The sequence below is a fragment of the Streptomyces sp. TP-A0874 genome, assembly GCF_001748085.1.
Classification (GTDB): domain Bacteria; phylum Actinomycetota; class Actinomycetes; order Streptomycetales; family Streptomycetaceae; genus Streptomyces.
In genome coordinates this window covers 166,153-182,179 of the sequence record NZ_BBZK01000010.1, presented here as the reverse complement: position 1 = coordinate 182,179, position 16,027 = coordinate 166,153, and the positions used below count along the sequence as shown (strand labels likewise).

13 protein-coding genes and 1 tRNA gene are annotated in these 16,027 nt (G+C 72.9%); 9 read left to right on the top strand and 5 right to left on the bottom strand.

Features of this window, described 5'->3' with window-relative positions; genetic code table 11:
- Positions 1 to 7: 7 nt before the first annotated feature.
- Complete coding sequence (locus BGP73_RS18090) at positions 8 to 940, bottom strand: hypothetical protein (RefSeq protein ID WP_069816172.1); 933 nt, start codon at positions 938 to 940, stop codon at positions 8 to 10.
- A 236-nt stretch (positions 941 to 1,176) separates the two neighbouring features.
- On the opposite strand from BGP73_RS18090, the gene BGP73_RS18085 reads away from it, so the two are divergent.
- Positions 1,177 to 1,395 carry a hypothetical protein gene (locus tag BGP73_RS18085; protein ID WP_069816170.1) on the top strand — a complete coding sequence of 73 codons (219 nt, stop codon included), beginning with the start codon at positions 1,177 to 1,179 and terminating at the stop codon, positions 1,393 to 1,395.
- A gap of 104 nt (positions 1,396 to 1,499) precedes the next feature.
- Here the strand turns inward: BGP73_RS18085 and BGP73_RS18080 are convergent, their stop codons facing one another.
- Positions 1,500 to 3,767: an SUKH-4 family immunity protein gene (locus tag BGP73_RS18080; RefSeq protein ID WP_069816168.1), complete on the bottom strand. Its 2,268-nt coding sequence runs from the start codon at positions 3,765 to 3,767 to the stop codon at positions 1,500 to 1,502.
- A 7-nt stretch (positions 3,768 to 3,774) separates the two neighbouring features.
- Complete coding sequence (locus BGP73_RS18075) at positions 3,775 to 4,749, bottom strand: SMI1/KNR4 family protein (protein ID WP_069816166.1); 975 nt, start codon at positions 4,747 to 4,749, stop codon at positions 3,775 to 3,777.
- A gap of 350 nt (positions 4,750 to 5,099) precedes the next feature.
- Here BGP73_RS18075 and BGP73_RS18070 point away from each other — a divergent pair, with 350 nt between their 5' ends.
- Positions 5,100 to 5,642, top strand: coding sequence for a YwqJ-related putative deaminase (locus BGP73_RS18070; protein ID WP_069816334.1), 543 nt, complete (start codon positions 5,100 to 5,102; stop codon positions 5,640 to 5,642).
- 1 nt (position 5,643) lies between these two features.
- Positions 5,644 to 6,174 (top strand): SUKH-3 domain-containing protein, encoded by a 531-nt coding sequence (locus BGP73_RS18065; protein WP_069816164.1) that lies wholly within the window; start codon positions 5,644 to 5,646, stop codon positions 6,172 to 6,174.
- A gap of 130 nt (positions 6,175 to 6,304) precedes the next feature.
- Here the strand turns inward: BGP73_RS18065 and BGP73_RS18060 are convergent, their stop codons facing one another.
- Entirely contained in the window at positions 6,305 to 7,738 is a 1,434-nt protein-coding gene (locus BGP73_RS18060; protein ID WP_069816162.1) for a sensor histidine kinase, read from the bottom strand.
- Between the two features lie 275 nt (positions 7,739 to 8,013).
- Between BGP73_RS18060 and BGP73_RS18055 the strand changes: the two genes are divergently transcribed.
- From BGP73_RS18055 to BGP73_RS18030, 6 genes are all read left to right on the top strand, one after another.
- A tRNA-Gln gene (locus BGP73_RS18055) sits at positions 8,014 to 8,085 on the top strand.
- Between the two features lie 143 nt (positions 8,086 to 8,228).
- Positions 8,229 to 9,683 carry a bifunctional UDP-N-acetylglucosamine diphosphorylase/glucosamine-1-phosphate N-acetyltransferase GlmU gene (gene glmU, locus BGP73_RS18050; RefSeq protein WP_079127637.1) on the top strand — a complete coding sequence of 485 codons (1,455 nt, stop codon included), beginning with the start codon at positions 8,229 to 8,231 and terminating at the stop codon, positions 9,681 to 9,683.
- Positions 9,684 to 9,764: 81 nt separating this feature from the next.
- Positions 9,765 to 10,742, top strand: a complete 978-nt coding sequence (locus BGP73_RS18045) for a ribose-phosphate diphosphokinase (RefSeq protein ID WP_069816158.1) — start codon at positions 9,765 to 9,767, stop codon at positions 10,740 to 10,742.
- A 262-nt stretch (positions 10,743 to 11,004) separates the two neighbouring features.
- Positions 11,005 to 11,592, top strand: coding sequence for a 50S ribosomal protein L25/general stress protein Ctc (locus tag BGP73_RS18040; RefSeq protein ID WP_069816156.1), 588 nt, complete (start codon positions 11,005 to 11,007; stop codon positions 11,590 to 11,592).
- 160 nt (positions 11,593 to 11,752) lie between these two features.
- Entirely contained in the window at positions 11,753 to 12,343 is a 591-nt protein-coding gene (gene pth / locus BGP73_RS18035; protein WP_069816154.1) for an aminoacyl-tRNA hydrolase, read from the top strand.
- Positions 12,344 to 12,475: 132 nt separating this feature from the next.
- Entirely contained in the window at positions 12,476 to 12,997 is a 522-nt protein-coding gene (locus BGP73_RS18030) for a hypothetical protein (protein ID WP_069816152.1), read from the top strand.
- 80 nt (positions 12,998 to 13,077) lie between these two features.
- Here the strand turns inward: BGP73_RS18030 and ppc are convergent, their stop codons facing one another.
- Positions 13,078 to 15,756: a phosphoenolpyruvate carboxylase gene (gene ppc, locus BGP73_RS18025; protein ID WP_069816332.1), complete on the bottom strand. Its 2,679-nt coding sequence runs from the start codon at positions 15,754 to 15,756 to the stop codon at positions 13,078 to 13,080.
- Between the last annotated feature and the right edge of the window lie 271 nt (positions 15,757 to 16,027).

Below are 16,027 nucleotides of genomic sequence, written 5' to 3'. Positions count from 1 at the left end.
CTGCGGCTCAGTCCTCTGAGCCGGGGGGCGCGGCCGGGCCGGGGACGGTGTTCATCCCCCTGCCGGTGAGCGTGGCGAGGGTCGCGCGGACGTGCTCCAGCTGCGAGCTGACCTCGTCGGCGCGGTCCGCGTGTTCCCGGAGGACCCGGTCGGTCTCCCGCTCGGTGGCCTGTGCCCGGGAGCGGGCCAGTGCGAGGATCTCCGCCGCCTCCGCCTCCGCCTGGGACCGCAGGCGCGCCGCGATCTCCTCCGCCTGCCCGTGTGCGGCGCGGGCCTCGGTGAGCAGGCGTTCCGCCCGCTCACCCAGCTCGGTCACGCGGGCGTCCCCCGCCGTCTCGGCCTCGGCGAACTCCTGGTCGGCCCGTTCCCGCCACCGGGCCAGCTCCGTCTCCTGGTCGGCGAGGATCGTGGCGGCCTGCTCCCGGGACTCCCGCAGACCGACGGCCGCCTCGTTGGTGAGTTCCTCGGCCTCGGTGCGAGCCGTGCCGATCAGCTGCTCCGCCTCCCGACGAGCACCGGTCACATGCTCCTCGGCCCAGCGGTCGGCCTCGGCCAGCACCTGCTTCGCGTGCCCGCGGGCGCTCTGCCGCAGCGTGTGACCGCGTTCCTCCTCGACGCTCCGCAGTTCGTCCGCGGTGGCCTCGGCGGCGGCGCGGAGGTCGGCTGCTTCGGCCTCGGCCATCGCCAGCAGCTCCTGGGCGCGGGGGCCGAGCTCCCGGTAGGTCTGCGGGGCCGCCCGTTCGGCCTGCTCCCGCAGCCGCTCCAGCTCCTCCTCCATCTCCTTGGCCAGCAGCGTGAGGCGAGCCGCCCGCTCCCATGCCTCGTCCCGCTCGGTGGCCAGCCCGGTGACGGCGCGGTCGACCTGTTCGGGCCGGTAGCCGCGCTCCCGGCCACGTGCGACGGCGAAGTCGTAGCGTGCCGCGGACCCACTCGCACTCATCCTCAAGCCCCTTTAGCCCGGTAGGTGGAGATCACACTTCGGTAGCACATCATCCTGGATGCGAATGAAACACACACAATGCGACACTCCGCCATACATACGCCAAAGCCCCGACTCCGCTCCCTCCCGGGTCGCGGCGGCCCCTGCCTCATCCGTTCGGCGGCATGCTGTGGCGAACGCCGCGGACCTCCAGGACGGTCGAAGGGTCCGCAGAAGCCAAGACCTCAGGGGTTTCCATGGTGATCAAGAAGCTGCACGACATGGGACTGCGCAGTGACCACGCCTACACGGCGGCCGTGGCGTCGATCGGGCTGGCCTTCCTCTCCTGGGCCGGCTCGCTGAAGGGGGAGTCGGCAAGCACGGACAGAGCCGACCGTTGGGGAATCTTCGTGGGCGAATGGGCACCCACGTTCTTCGGCCTGGGCTTGGCACTGGCCAAGTACGAGGAGCGCTGAGGTCCGCCCGACACCCCTGACGGACCAGCGCACGGAGCCGGGTCCCCGCGCGTCACGCGGCGAACCCGGCTCCACCCTGGTCGGCCCTCAGCCGGCCGACCGGATCAGAACAACCCGTCCCACATCTGCTCCAGCAGCACCGCCCACCAGTTCTCCGGCGAGGCGAGCGCCGGCGGGTCGAGCGAGGCCAGCTGGGCCTGGAAATCGACCGTCCAGCGGCCCGCCTGCTCAGGGGTGAGCCCGAACCGCAGCCGCCACATCCGACCGAGCAGCCCGAGGCAGCGGGTGAACTCCGGCAGCCCCGAGTTGACGAACTGCGTCGGCGCGGGCTGCCCGTCCACCCCTTCGAGCGGTACCGCCACGATGTGCGCCGTGCCGTACTGCACACAGAGCTGCCGGCCGTAGTCGTTGCCCATGACCAGGTAGGAGCCGGCGTCGGCGGCGGGACGCACACCGCGTTCGGCGGCGAGTTCGGCGAGCGTGGGCACCGGGCGGCCGGGCTGGGCCTGCGCCCAGAAGAACGGCCCGAAGTCCACCGGCAGCCCGGCCCAGACGAGGAGCTGCGCGACGATCTCCGGCACCCCCTGCCGGGAGACCGCCCGCTGGTCGAACCGGAAGACGCCCTGCGGACCGAAGCCCTGCAGCAGCTCGTGGGCGATGCCCTCGACCGGAACCGGCGGCACCGGCGGCACCTGGCTCGGGTGCGGCAGCGGCACCCGGTTCGGCGCGGGGCGTGCCGGCCCGTCCGCGACCTGGTGCAGTTCACCCTGGTGCTCGACGAGGTGGCGTACCCCCTGCTGGCGGCTGGCGTGGTCGGCGCCGTATGGAGCCGTGTGGCTGATGCGCACCTGGGGCCAGGTCTCGCGCACCATCCGAGCGCAGTAGCCGCCCGGCAGGTCGCAGGACTCCAGTTCGGTGTGGAGTTCCAGCACCTGCTGGGGCGGCACGTTCATGGCGCGCAGCTCGTGCAGGATCTGCCACTCGGGGTGTGGTGTGCCGGGCGCGGAGCGCCGGATCACCTGCTGCTCGGAACCGTCCTGCGCCCGGTAGCGGAGGACGGCCATGTAGCCGGGTCCGACCATGGCCGGCCCGCCGGGCTGGGCCTGCGGGTAGCCGTAGCCGGGGGGAACCTGCCCTCCGGCAGGCGGCATCCCGGGGGCACCGGGGGCCATGCCGCCGGGGGCACCCGGCGGTCCCGGCGGTCCCGGCGGGCCGGGGTGACCGCCGGTGCCCGATCCGGCGAGCATCGTGGCGGCGTGGTGCATCCCGCCGCCCGTTCCCCCACCGGCCGGCGGTGGAGGCGGAGGCGGAGGAGGTGTGCCGGGGCCGGCACCGGGGACACCGGGCGGCCCCGGTGGCGGCGGGGTCCCCGGCCCGCCGCCGGCGCCGGGCAGGCCCGAGCCGTTGGTGTCGGCCAGCATCGTGGGTGCGTGGTGCACCCCGCCGCCCCCCGGACCCCCGCCGGGCGGAGGAGGAGGCGAAGGCGGGGGAGGTGTGCCGGGACCGGCGCCGGGGGCGCCGGGCGGCCCGTCCGGGCCGGCTGCCGGCTGGGGCGGATAGCCGGGCGCGGGCACCCCCGGGGCGCCCGGTCCGGAGCCCGGTGGCCCGGGGACCCCGGGCGGCGGTGGGGTGTTCGGCCCCGGGCCGGGCCCGCGGGCGGTGGCCTCGGCGGCGATGTCGGCGGCGCCGGGTGGCGGGGTGCCCGGCCCCGGCAGGTCCATGGCCGGGGCGATGGCCGTCGGGGGCAGTGCGCTGCCGCTGGACATCAGCTGGGTCTTGGCCTCGGAGCTGTCGCCGGCCGGGGCCGGCTCGTCCCCGTGCTCCACCAGCGGTGCGGCGAAGACGGTCTGGGGCAGACCGACGGACCGGTCGCTGTCGTCGCCCCCTCCCGAGGTGTCGGTGCCGGCCCACGGGGTGCCGTCGGTGTCCGCCTCGCCGGGGCCGCCGGTCGGCTCGGAAGCCGGGGCCGCCGGGCCGGTCGGGCGGTGGTCCGGGATGCCCATCTTGTCGGCGGCGTCCTGCAGCCACTGGGGCGGAGTCAGCAGGAAGGAGGTGGCCTCCAGATCCACTCGGCGCGGCGGTTCCGGCTCCGCCCGGTCGTCCTCGCCCTGAGGGGCTCCGTACCACTCCCGGTAGGCCCGGATGACATCGCTCACCGGCAGGTCCGGCCAGAGCGTGGTGTCACCGCTGTCCCCCGCTACCACCAGCAGCGAGCGCCCACCGCCGGTGGCCGGGCCGTCGGCGCGGTCCTCGGCCCAGACCACGAAGCCCAGGTCGAACTCCCGCACCCGGACCTCGCGGCGGTGTTCGGCGGGCACCTCGGCGTTGATCCACCGTTCGCCCTGCTCCTGTGCCTGCGCGAAGGTCACCATCGCCGCCTCATCCCTCCACCGGGACGACGTGCGCGAAGCCGCCGTCCACCATCAGGTTCGCCACCGTCTCCAGCTCCGGGGGGCTGCCCACCAGCCGCTTGAGGAAGACGTCGAAGTCCTCTCCGCAGGGCAGCAGCAGCTGCTCGACGCGTTCCTGGGTGGAGGCGCCGTCGCGGTCCCGGGCGTCGTCGTAGGCGCAGAACCACACCGAACCGACCGCCTGCCCCTTCACCTTGACCGCGAGGATCCCGCCCTGGACGAAGGCGACCCCCAGGTAGTCCTTGGTCAGGTGGTCGCGGAGGCACTTGTTGACGTAGACCAGGTCGTTGACGGCCGCTTCGTCGCGCAGTGTGAAGAAGGGCTGGTCGACCAGGAGGCCGAGTTCGGCGTCGAGCCCGAGGCCGACGGGGGCGCAGCCGCCGGCCGCCTTCAGGAACGAGCGGTACGCGTCGGGGAGCCGGTAACCGAGGCTCTCCTCGGCCTCGGCGACCCGCGCTTCCGAGAGGGACGTGCCCCTGGGGAGCTTGAAGTGGACCGGACGGGTCTCCTGGAGCGGCCGGGTGCCTCGCTTGCCCTGGTCCACCGGTGCGGTGGCCAGGCCGCCGTGGTGGCGCAGCAGCGCCTTCACCTCGACCGGTATCAGCTCCATCCGGCGGCTGTCGGGGACGTGGTGCCAGGTCCAGCCGTGCGGCGTGGCCACCGGCGGGAGGCTCTCCCAGAGTTCGTGGCCGTCGGCGTGGAGCGCCGCGTTGGCCGACACGTAGTCGGTGAGCCGGAGTTCGTCGACGCCGAAGCCGTCCGGCGGGTCGGCGATCTGTGCCGCCGCTCTGGCGTACGGCGAGAAGTCCGGGTATCCGTCGGCGTCGACCGATACTCCTTTCGGGTATCTGGTCACACGGACCGGGTCCGGGAAGTGCACGACCTGCCCGGCATAGGCCGCATTCGGTGGCGAGGCCTGCTGACCGAGCCGACCTGTCGTCATGGCGGTTGCCCCCTGCTGCGTCTGCGTACTGCGCACACCCTATGCGCTGCCGCCGGGCCGGATGCCTCGCCGTGGAGGACTTCCCGCAGCTCACGGGGGAGGAGGGCGGAGCGCGGGCCGGCGCCGCGCTACGGAAAGTGACTCGCCGCCCTCCGCGGTCGTTGACGGATGGTACGGAACCACGGCCGGGCAGCCGAGATACGATTACGCTACGTCATATTTTCAGAGCATCTTGGGAAGATGGGCCCACCACTACGACGCACCCGTAAGGGGCTGCTAGCTTCCAGATCACCTGCACGTTTGGCAGGCTTTGCCGCGCGACCGGGGGACCGCACCGGAGGGGAAGCGTGATCAGGAACACAGCAGAGCAGGTCGGAGAGGCCACGCCGGGTGATGTACCCCGGCAGGACGGGGGTGGGGTCCCGGACGTCACCGCGGGTGACCCGGGCCCCCCGGTTCTCCGGCACCGCAGGGACGGCATCCTGCCCGCTGTGGGCGCCGCCCTCTCGGTGGGCGGGGAGACCCTCACCGCCACCGCCGGGCGCACCGACCGGCCGCCGGAGCTCCACCCGCTGGTCCGGGAGTTCCTCGACGCCCTCCCCACCGAGCAGCGCGAGCGTTCCCTCGGCCGGTGCCCCGAAGCCGTCCTGCTCTCCCGCTACCTGACCACCGTGGACCGGGCCCGGGGCAAGCGCGCCGCCCGCAGGCCGTTGAGCCCGGCCGACGCCCGCCGGGCGCTCCGGAACGCGAAGCTCACCGCCCGGCACATCCGGGAGGACGGCGACCCGCGGCACGGCGGTTACGCTCCACCGTGCCGTTCCTGCGAACCGCTGCTCCGGCACTTCGGAGTACGCCCGGTGGACCCGGCCGAGCCGACCCCGCGAGGAGCCTGAGGTGCCGAACCCGGGCCGACCGCCCCTCTCCGAGCGCCACTTCCCCGACACCGTCCGGGAGGCCCTGCACCGAGCCGGCTGGCACCCCGGACGGCGGGACATACGGCAGGCGGAGATCTGGGCGGACACCCTCCACGGGTACGTCTCGCCGGCCGGCCACCGGCACACCATCCTGCCCGCGGCCGTCGAGGCCTGGGCCGCGTTCGGCGGACTGCGGGTGGCCGCCCCGGGACCGGGCCGCGAGATCGCGCCGACGGAACTGCTCATCGACCCGTTGTGCGGTCTGCACCTCGCCCGCACCTTCGCCGACCTCGGCCGCGCGCTGGGGACGGACATCTGCCCGCTCGGCGAGGAGGCCCCGGGCCCGGACGGTCCGGGCGGAGGCCGGGCCGCGCTGGCCATGGACAGCGACGGCCGGGTCTACAGCCTCGACCACACCGGGGACTGGTATCTCGGCCGGGACGTCGAGGAGGCGCTCACCCGGCTGCTCACCGGCTGCTGCCCCGTCCGGCTCAGCCCGGTGGGTGGTTGATCCGGGGCGCGGTTGGTCAGCGGTTGATCCGGGGCCCGGCTCACCCATCGGCCCCCTCGGACACCGGCCGGAAGCGGTCCGCGGAGGCCCGCGGGGAGGTGCGGGCCAGGGCACGCGGTACGGACCGCTGTCAGCGGGAGCGGTCCGGCAGCACCGCCGACACCCGGAAACCACCGCTCTCGGTCGGCCCGTAGACGAAGCCGCCCCCCAACACCGCCACCCGCTCCTTCATCCCCAGCAGTCCGTTGCCTCCGCTCGGCAGACCGGCGTCCGATCCACCGCCCGAGGGCTCGTTCTCGACGAGCACCGCGATCTCGGCCTCCCGGTGCGCCACCCGGACCCTGGTCCTGGCCCCCGAGGCGTGCTTGTGCACATTGGTTAGCGCTTCCTGGACCACCCGGTAGGCCGTCTGCTCGACCGACGGCGGGTAGCTCCGCCCCTCCCCCTCGACCAGCAGTTCCACGGACATCCCGGCGGTGCGGGACTGATCGAGGAGCGTCTCCAGCTCTCCGAGCGTGGGCCCTTCGGCCACGGGCGCCGATCGGCCCCCGTCGGGGGCGGCGCCGCTTCCGACCGCCCCGACCGGTGACCGCGCGCCCGGCAGCGGGGCCGTTCGCCCGCCCGCCCCGGCCCCGGGGCGCTCCGGGACGGCCGCGGGGTCCTGGGCCGAGGACGGCACGCCGCCGGACCGCACTGCCGCGCCCGCCTGGCCGGGCGGGTCGTCCTGCCCCGGCTTGGCCCGCAGCACCCCGAGCATCTCGCGCAGTTCGGTCAGCGCCTGCCGCCCCATGTCCGCCACGAGACCGGCGTTCTTCGCCGCCCGGTCCGGGTCCTTGACCGCCACCGCCTGGAGCGCCGTCGCGTGCACCACCATCAGGCTCACCCGGTGGGCCACCACGTCGTGCATGTCCCGGGCTATCCGGGTCCGCTCCTCGCTACGGGCCCACTCGGCCCGTTCCTCGGCCCGCTCGGCCAGCAGCGAGAGCTCCCGCTCCAGTCCGTCGGCCCGCTCCCGGAGGCTCTCCACCAGCCGTCGGCGGGCCGCCACGTAGAGGCCGAGGAACACCGGTGGCGCGGTCGCGCCGAACGACACCAGCAGCGAGACCGGCAGCGACGCCCAGGCGGGGGTGCCCAGGTCCTCCTGCTGGAGTCCCTGGTCGAAGCGGATCGAGGTGACCAGCAGCGTCCCTCCGAGCGACATACCGGTGAGCAGGACGATGATCCGGCGCGGCACCTCCGGGGAGGCGGCGAGGGTGTAGAGCCCGACGACGCTCAGCAGGAAGCCCATGCCCGCCGGGGTGACCGCCACCGAGACCAGGACCACCGCGACCGGCAGCCGCCGCCGCAGCAGCATGGTCGCTCCGGCGAGCACCCCCAGCGCCACCGCGACCGGCACCGGGATGCGGGCCTCGTCGGCGAAGGACAGTCCCTGTTCGGCGCACTCCAGGACGGAGACGACCGTCAGCAGGAGGTCGAGGAACATGCTCCGCCGTCGCGACCACCACCACGGACCGGTCGGCGCGGGGCGCGCGCCCGCCGCCTCCGTCTCCCCCGCTGTCGTCATGGGGCCAGCCTAAGGGCTGCCCCGTCGCCCCCGGTGGGCCCGATGCCTGTCGCGTAACCGCTGGTGGATCAGTGCACGGCAGCGGACGCAGCGGGCTGCGGGGCGGATCCGCCCGCGTTCCGGAGGGCGTTCGTCACCCACCGTGCCGGCACGGCTGCCGCGGGGTGGTCGAGCGGGTGTTTCGGCGAAGCACCGTCGCGTCCCGGGCCGGTGTTGCGGCATAGTGGTACCGCTCGATCCGGCAGCCACCGGCAGACGGATCGGGTACAGAGCGATCCGCCGTGGTGTAATCGGCAGCACTCCTGGTTTTGGTCCAGTAAGTCCGGGTTCGAGTCCTGGCGGCGGAGCTCTCTCTCGACCGGTGGCGCAACCCCGGTTCCCCCGGCCCCGGTTCGGGCTTTTCCCACTTCTACCGACCCCGCCCGCGTTTCCGGTCAAAAGGGCACCGGTATCCTTCGGGTGTCCGTCACCCGAAGCCGAAGGGCATCCCGTGAGCGCCAACCGCCCGGCAGCCGTCGTCGTTCTCGCAGCGGGTGAGGGGACCCGTATGCGGTCGTCAACCCCCAAGGTCCTGCACACCCTGGCCGGCCGTTCGCTCGTCGGCCACGTCGTCGCGGCAGCCCGCGACCTGGGCCCCGAGCAACTGGTCGTGGTGGTGGGGCACGCCCGCGAGCAGGTCACCGCGCACCTGGCCGACATCGACCCCGGTGTCCGCACCGCCGTCCAGCACGAGCAGAACGGCACCGGGCACGCCGTGCGCATGGCCCTGGACGAGCTCTCGGCCGCCGGCACCGCCGTCGACGGGACGGTCGTCGTGGTCTGCGGCGACACCCCGCTGCTCACCGGCGAGACGCTGCGGCGGCTCTCGGAGAGCCATGTGGCGGAGGGCAACGCGGTGACCGTGTTGAGCGCAGAGGTGCCCGACGCCACCGGATACGGACGCATCGTGCGGGATCCGGTGGGCGGGGCCGTCACCGCGATCGTGGAGCACAAGGACGCCACCGAGGCGGAGCGGGCGGTACGCGAGATCAACTCGGGGGTCTTCGCCTTCGACGGACAACTGCTCGCCGACGCGCTCGGCAAGCTACGTACCGACAACAGCCAGGGCGAGGAGTACCTCACCGATGTGCTCGGCATCCTGCGGGAGGCCGGCCACCGGGTCGGCGCGGCCGTCGCCGGCGACCACCGCGAGATCCTCGGGATCAACAACCGGGTGCAGCTCGCCGAGGCCCGCAGGCTACTCAACGAACGGCTGCTCAACGCGGCGATGACGGACGGGGTGACGGTCGTCGACCCGTCGACCACCTGGCTGGACGTCACGGTGACCTTCGAACCGGACGCCGTGGTCCACCCCGGGACCCAGCTCCACGGTGCGACGCACCTGGCCACCGGTTGCGAGGTGGGCCCCGGCTGCACCCTGACCGACACCGCGGTCGGCGAGGACGCCAGGATCGCGAACACGGTCGCGGTGGGCGCGGAGATCGGCGCCGGGGCGAGCGTCGGCCCGTACGCCTACCTGCGCCCCGGGACCAAGCTGGGTCCCAGGACGAAGACCGGCGCCTACGTGGAGATGAAGAACGCCGAGATCGGCGAGGGCTCCAAGGTGCCGCACCTGTCGTACGTGGGTGACGCGACCGTCGGGGAGCACACCAACATCGGCGCGGCGAGCGTCTTCGTGAACTACGACGGTGTGAGCAAGCACCGGACCACCATCGGCTCCCACTGCCGGACGGGCGCGGACAACATGTTCGTGGCGCCCGTCCAGGTCGGGGACGGCGTGTACACCGCCGCCGGCTCCGTCATCACCAGGGACGTGCCCTCGGGTTCGCTGGCGGTCGCCCGCGGCCAGCAGCGGAACATCGAGGGCTGGGTCGCTCGGAAGCGCCCGGGGAGCGCCGCCGCCCAGGCGGCGGCCTCCCACGAGGAGACGGAGGGGCGGAAGTGACCGTTCAGAGGACCACCGCGCGGAGCGCGCGGTGAGGAACCCAGCCGAAGCAGGCAAGGCAGAAACAAGGAGACAGTTGTTGTGACCGGGATCAAGACGACCGGCGAGAAGAAGTTGATGCTCTTCTCCGGCCGCGCCCACCCCGATCTGGCCGAGGAGGTCGCCGACCAGCTCGGTGTCGACCTGGTCCCCACCAAGTCCTTCGACTTCGCCAACGGTGAGATCTACGTCCGCTACCAGGAGTCGGCCCGCGGCGCCGACTGCTTCCTGATCCAGAGCCACACGGCCCCCATCAACAAGTGGATCATGGAACAGCTGATCATGATCGATGCGCTGAAGCGCGCCTCGGCGCGCAGCATCACCGTGATCGTGCCGTTCTACGGCTACGCCCGCCAGGACAAGAAGCACCGTGGTCGGGAGCCCATCTCGGCGCGCCTGATCGCGGATCTGCTGACGGCCGCCGGAGCCGACCGGATCCTCACCGTGGACCTGCACACCGACCAGATCCAGGGCTACTTCGACGGCCCGGTGGACCACCTCTTCGCCCTGCCCGTGCTGGCCGACTACGTCGGCGCCAAGGTGGACCGGGAGAAGCTCACGGTGGTCTCCCCGGACGCCGGCCGGGTCCGGGTGGCCGACCGCTGGTGCGACCGGCTCGGCGCGCCGCTGGCCATCGTCCACAAGCGGCGGGACAAGGACGTGGCGAACCAGGTCACGGTCCACGAGGTGGTCGGCGATGTGCGGGGCCGGGTCTGCGTCCTGGTCGACGACATGATCGACACGGGTGGCACGATCTGCGCCGCGGCCGACGCGCTGTACGGCAACGGCGCCGAGGACGTGATCGTGGCGGCCACGCACGGTGTGCTCTCCGGGCCCGCCCCGGACCGGTTGAAGAACTCGAAGGTGAGCGAGTTCATCCTGACCAACACCCTGCCCACCCCGGGCGAGCTGGAGCTGGACAAGCTGACGGTGCTGTCGATGGCCCCGACGATCGCCCGGGCGGTGCGCGAGGTCTTCCAGGACGGCTCGGTCACCAGCCTGTTCGAGGAGGACGCCTGACCGTCCGCACCGCGGTGGCGTCCGGGGCGACCACGCTCAGAGGCCGCCGCCGGGAGTGACGTAGCGCCCATCGCGGGCGATTTCGTGGCCGCCTCCCCCGCCGGGTAGACTTCTGGAGTTGCTCGGCGAGGGAGGCCGCACTCTTCGGTGCGGCGGTCCGTTATCGACGCGCTCTTCGTAGTAGGTCCGTCGTGGGCCGGGTGACGCCCGTCGGATCCCCAACAGCGATCCCGCAGGATGCGCTGAAACGAGGAGTGCAGCCATGGCCGATTACAAGATTTCCGCTCAGCTCCGCCAGGAGTTCGGCAAGGGTGCCGCCCGCCGCGTCCGCCGCGAGGAGCGGGTGCCGGCCGTCATCTACGGCCACGGCGGCGACCCGGTCCACGTGACCCTGCCCAGCTACGACCTGATGATGGCGCTCAAGAGCTCCAACGCCCTCATCGACCTCGACATCGAGGGCAAGAGCCAGCTGGTGATCCCCAAGGCCGTCCAGCGCGAGGCCATCCGCGGCTTCCTGGTCCACGTCGACCTGCTCGGTGTGAAGAAGGGCGAGAAGGTCGTCGTCGAGGTGCCGTTCTACACCGAGGGCGAGCTGGCTCCGGGCGGCAACATCATGGAGCACATGCTCGACACCCTGACGGTCGAGGCCGAGGCGACCAACATCCCCGAGTCCTTCACCGTCTCCATCGAGGGCCTGTCCGCCGGTGACTCGGTCCAGGCCAAGGACGTCAAGCTGCCCGCGGGCACCTCGCTGGCCCAGGACGAGGAGAGCGTGCTGCTCCAGGTCATCGCCGCCCAGACCGAGGCCGTCGAGGCCGAGGAGGGCGAGGGCGAGGGCGCCGAGGGCTGACCGCCCCCGAGTCCGCCTTCCGCCCGCCGTCCCGCTCCCCGGGGGAGTGGGACGGCGGGCGGACGCGTCCGGGACCGAAGGCCGACGGCCCTTCTCGACGGACGCCTCCCCCGAACCCGCGTCGACCCGGCACCTTCCGATCCGAGGAGAAGAGCGCACCTTGAGCGATCCGGACACCCCCTGGCTCATCGCCGGTCTCGGCAACCCCGGCCCCCAGTACGCGGCGAACCGGCACAACGTCGGCTTCATGGTGGCCGACCTGCTGGCCGCCCGGATGAGCGCCCGCTTCACCTCGCACAAGGCCCGGGCACAGGTCGCCGAGGGCAGGATCGGCCCGCCCGGCCCGGCCGGCCGCCGGGTGATCCTCGCCAAACCGATGACTTACATGAACCTCTCGGGCGGCCCGGTGACGGCGCTGCGCGACTACTACAAGCTGCCGGTCGACCGCATCGTGGCGGTCCACGACGAGCTGGACATCGGTTACGGGCAGCTGCGGCTCAAGCTCGGTGGCGGCGACAACGGGCACAACGGTCTGAAGTCGATGACGAAGTCGCTGGGCCCGGAGTATTACCGGGTGCGGTTCGGCATCGGCCGGCCGCCGGGCCGGATGGACGTCGCCGCGTTCGTGTTGAAGGACTTCTCGGCCGCGGAGCGCAAGGAACTCGACTACCTGGTGGACCGGGCGGCGGACGCCGTGGAGAGCCTCGTCGAGGAGGGTCTGGAGCGGGCGCAGGGCACGTACAACTCCTGACAGGCGCTCCGGTCCGGCCGCGGTCGGGGCCTGGCGCCGTGGCCGTGCGGCCGCCCGTGGCCGGCCCCGATAGGGCGTCAGGCGCGTCCCGTCGGTTGACCGATCGGTAACCGATGGCCAAGGATCCCGGTCATGGCCGGGACCGGAAGCAGGAACAAGCGGAAGCGCAGTCGCACGAGACGTGCCGCGGAGAGCGGGTTCGGCCTGCTCCTGCTCGGCAAGAACCTGCTGATGGCGGGTGTGGCGCTGCTGCTGCTCGCCGGCGGGGTCTGGGCCTCCTGGGACACCGCGCAGCACGTGATGCTGACCGAGGGCCGGGAGCGGGGCACGATGGCCGTCCAGCGCTGCACGAGCGACCGGTGCACCGGACCGTTCGAGCCGGACGAGGCGACCGGATCGGACCGGCTGCGGGTCTCGATAGACAAGGCCGTCGCCCGGCCGGAGGGTGAGAGCCTGCCGGTGGCGGTGAAGCCGGGCACCGACGAGGTCGTCCGGACCGGTTTCGCCGGGGTGCTCTACGCCTGGATCCCGCTGGCCGGCTCCCTGCTGCTGGCGGCGCTGGTGGTGGCCGGAGGGCTGCGTATGCCGCGTACCGCCTGGACGGTCGGCCTGTCCGGCGGTGTGCTGCTGGCCGCGGCGTTCGTCGCGCTCTGAGGCCGTTCACGTCCCTCTCCGGCCGGAAGCCCGGTCCGAGGCACCCGCCGGTGTTCGGCGGCGCCCCGGACCGTGCCGGCTCAGCCGGTGTTGCGCAGCCCGGCCGCCACACCGTTGACGGTGAGCAGCAGTGCCCTGGCGAGCAGCGGGTCCGGCTCCTCACCGGCGGCCGCCGCCTTCCGCTGCCGGTCGAGTAGGGCGACCTGGAGGTAGGAGATGGGGTCGAGGTAGGCGTCCCGGATCTGCAGGGTCTGCTGGAGCAGCGGGTTGGAGTCGAGCAGCCGCCGGCCGCCGGTGATGCGGAGCACCTCCTCAACGGTGCGGGCGTGCTCGGCCTCGATGAGTTCGAAGATGTGCCGCAGCTCGGCCGGCACCAGGGTGTCGACGTAGTGGCGGGCGATCCGCAGGTCGGTCTTGGCCAGCGTCATCTCGACGTTGGAGAGGAAGTTGCGGAAGAAGTGCCAGCGACCGGTCATCTCCTCCAGGGCGGTGTCGAGTCCGGCCTCACGGGCGGCCCGCAACCCCGAGCCGACGCCGTACCAGCCGGGGACGATCTGCCGGGACTGGGTCCAGCCGAACACCCAGGGGATGGCCCGCAGCCCGTCGAGCCCGGCGCCGGTGTCGGGGCGGCGGGAGGGGCGGGAGCCGAGGTGGAGTTCGGCGAGCTGGTCGACCGGGGTGGAGGCGAAAAAATAGGCGGGCAGGTCAGGGTCCTCGACCAGCTGCCGGTAGGCGGTGTGGGCGGCCTCGGAGATGGTGTCCATGGTGGCGTCCCAGCGGGCCAGCGCCTCGTCGGACTGGCGCGGGGCGGTGTGCAGGGCGGAGGCCTGGAGGGTGGCGGCCACCGTCAGTTCGAGGTTCTCCCTCGCCAGGGACGGCACCAGGTACTTGTCGGAGATCACCTCGCCCTGCTCGGTGACCTTGATCTCGCCTTCCAGGGTGCCCCAGGGCTGGGCGAGGATCGCGTCGTGGGTGGGACCGCCGCCGCGGCCGACGGTGCCGCCGCGGCCGTGGAACAGCCGCAGCCGCACCCCGTACCGGTGGGCGACGTCGCGCAGGCGGCGCTGGGCGCGGTGGATCTCCCACTGCGAGGTGGTGATCCCGCCGAACTTCGAGGAGTCGGAGTAGCCGAGCATGACCTCCTGGACGTCTCCGCGCAGCGCGACCAGCCGCCGGTAGGACGGGTCGGCCAACATCTCGTCGAGGATGCGGTCGGCCTCCCGGAGCTCCTCGGTGGTCTCCAGCAGCGGCACGATGCCGATCTTGGCCCAGCCGGCGTGCAGGTCGAGGAGGCCGGCCTCGCGGGCGAGGACCGCGGCGGCGAAGACGTCGTCGGCGCCCTGGCACATCGAGATGATGTACGACTCGACGACCTCGGGGCCGAACCGCTCCAGGGCGTCGCCGATGGTCCGGAAGACGCCCAGCGTCTTCTGTCCGGCGGCGTCGAGCGGGGCCGGGGTGGGGGCGAGCGGCCGGCGGGAGCGGAGCTCCTTGGCCAGCAGCTTGCAGCGGTACTCCCGGGGCATGTCGACGTACCGCCAGGACTCCTCGCCCAGGCGGTCGAAGAGCTGCCCCAGGGCGTGGTGGTGGGCGTCGGCGTGCTCCCGCACGTCCATGGTGGCCAGTTGCAGACCGAAGGCGGCGAGGGTGCGGATGGTGCGTTCGAGGTGGCCGTCGGAGAACAGGCCGCCGCGGTGGACGCGGAGGGACTCCTGGATGAGCGTGAGGTCCCGGAGCAGTTCGCCGGTGCCCAGGTAGTCGCGGCCGGGCTGGTGCGGGGTGCCCTTGGCCAGCCGCTCCCGGGTGTGCAGCAGCTTCTGCCGGATGCAGGTCGCCTTGAGCCGGTAGGGCTCCTCGGCGTTGAGCCGCTTGTAGCGCGGGCTGATCTCGGGGAGCCGCTCGATGTCGGTGCCGAGCGAGTCGAGCAGTTCGTCGGTGGCGCCGGTGTAGCGGATGGAGTTTGAGAGCAGGCCGCGCAACTGGTCGATGAGCTCCAGGGCGTCGGTGATGCCGTGCTCGTGCTGGAGGATCAACACCTCCCGGGTGGCCTCGGGGGTCACGTTGGGGTTGCCGTCGCGGTCACCGCCGATCCAGGTGCCGAAGGTGAGCGGGCGGGTGTCGGCCGGCAGTGGTGCGCCGACGCGGTCCAGCTCCGCGGCGAGGTCCTCCAGGACGTCGCCGACGGCGCCGGCGTGGAGTTCGTCGAGGTAGTAGATGGCGTTGCGGGCCTCGTCGGCCGGTTCGGGCCGGACGACGCGGAGTTCGTCCGTCTGCCAGATGAGGTCGATGTTCTCGGCGAGTCGCAGGTCGGTCCGGCGCCGGTCGCCGGCGGCGGCCGGGGAGTCCAGCAGCGCCGCGATCCGGCGGAGCTTGTTCAGCACGCTGCGGCGGGCCGCCTCGGTGGGGTGGGCGGTGAACACCGGCCGCACGTTGAGGTGGCGGACCATCTCGCGCAGGTGCTGGGGATCGGTCTCCTTCAGCCGGTCGGCCGTACGGGCCAGCAGCCCGCCCTCGGCGGCGCGGCGGGCCCGCAGGTCCATGCCGCGGTGCACCTGCTCGGTGACGTTGGCGAGGTGGAAGTAGGTGGAGAAGGCCCGGACCAGCTTGGCCGCGGTCGGCAGGTCGGTCTCGCGGAGGAGTTCGGCCGCGGCCTCCCCGTCCGTACGGGTGAGTGCGCGGACCCGTTCCACGAGATCCAGGAGGGCCGGGCCCTCCTGCCGGACGAGGGTCTGGCCCAGCAGGTCGCCCAGGCGCCGGATGTCGGCGCGGAGCGGGGCGTTGTCGCTGGGCTCGTAGGGTGCTGCCCCGGAGTCGACAGCCGGGTCCGGGCGTTCGCCCGTGCCGGAGGTCAGTGGGGTGTCGGCACTGCTCACAGGTGCGGCTCCTTGCGTGGATAGCACATTCGGGCGGGTGCGGACCGCGCTGTCCGGCGGTCACCAGGATAAGGGGCGACTTCCCTGACGCCCCGTCGGTTCCGGTCGGCGGCACGGCCGGGCGGGTGCGGCCGGCCGTGGTCCGGTCGACCGCGGG

Excerpts from the sequence above, each read along its gene's own strand:
- BGP73_RS18090 (WP_069816172.1), bottom strand. The coding sequence starts at position 940 with ATGAGTGCGAGTGGGTCCGCGGCACGCTACGACTTCGCCGTCGCACGT.
- BGP73_RS18085 (WP_069816170.1), top strand. The coding sequence starts at position 1,177 with ATGGTGATCAAGAAGCTGCACGACATGGGACTGCGCAGTGACCACGCC.
- BGP73_RS18080 (WP_069816168.1), bottom strand. The coding sequence starts at position 3,767 with ATGGTGACCTTCGCGCAGGCACAGGAGCAGGGCGAACGGTGGATCAAC.
- BGP73_RS18075 (WP_069816166.1), bottom strand. The coding sequence starts at position 4,749 with ATGACGACAGGTCGGCTCGGTCAGCAGGCCTCGCCACCGAATGCGGCC.
- BGP73_RS18060 (WP_069816162.1), bottom strand. The coding sequence starts at position 7,738 with ATGACGACAGCGGGGGAGACGGAGGCGGCGGGCGCGCGCCCCGCGCCG.
- BGP73_RS18040 (WP_069816156.1), top strand. The coding sequence starts at position 11,005 with ATGGCCGATTACAAGATTTCCGCTCAGCTCCGCCAGGAGTTCGGCAAG.
- BGP73_RS18030 (WP_069816152.1), top strand. The coding sequence starts at position 12,476 with ATGGCCGGGACCGGAAGCAGGAACAAGCGGAAGCGCAGTCGCACGAGA.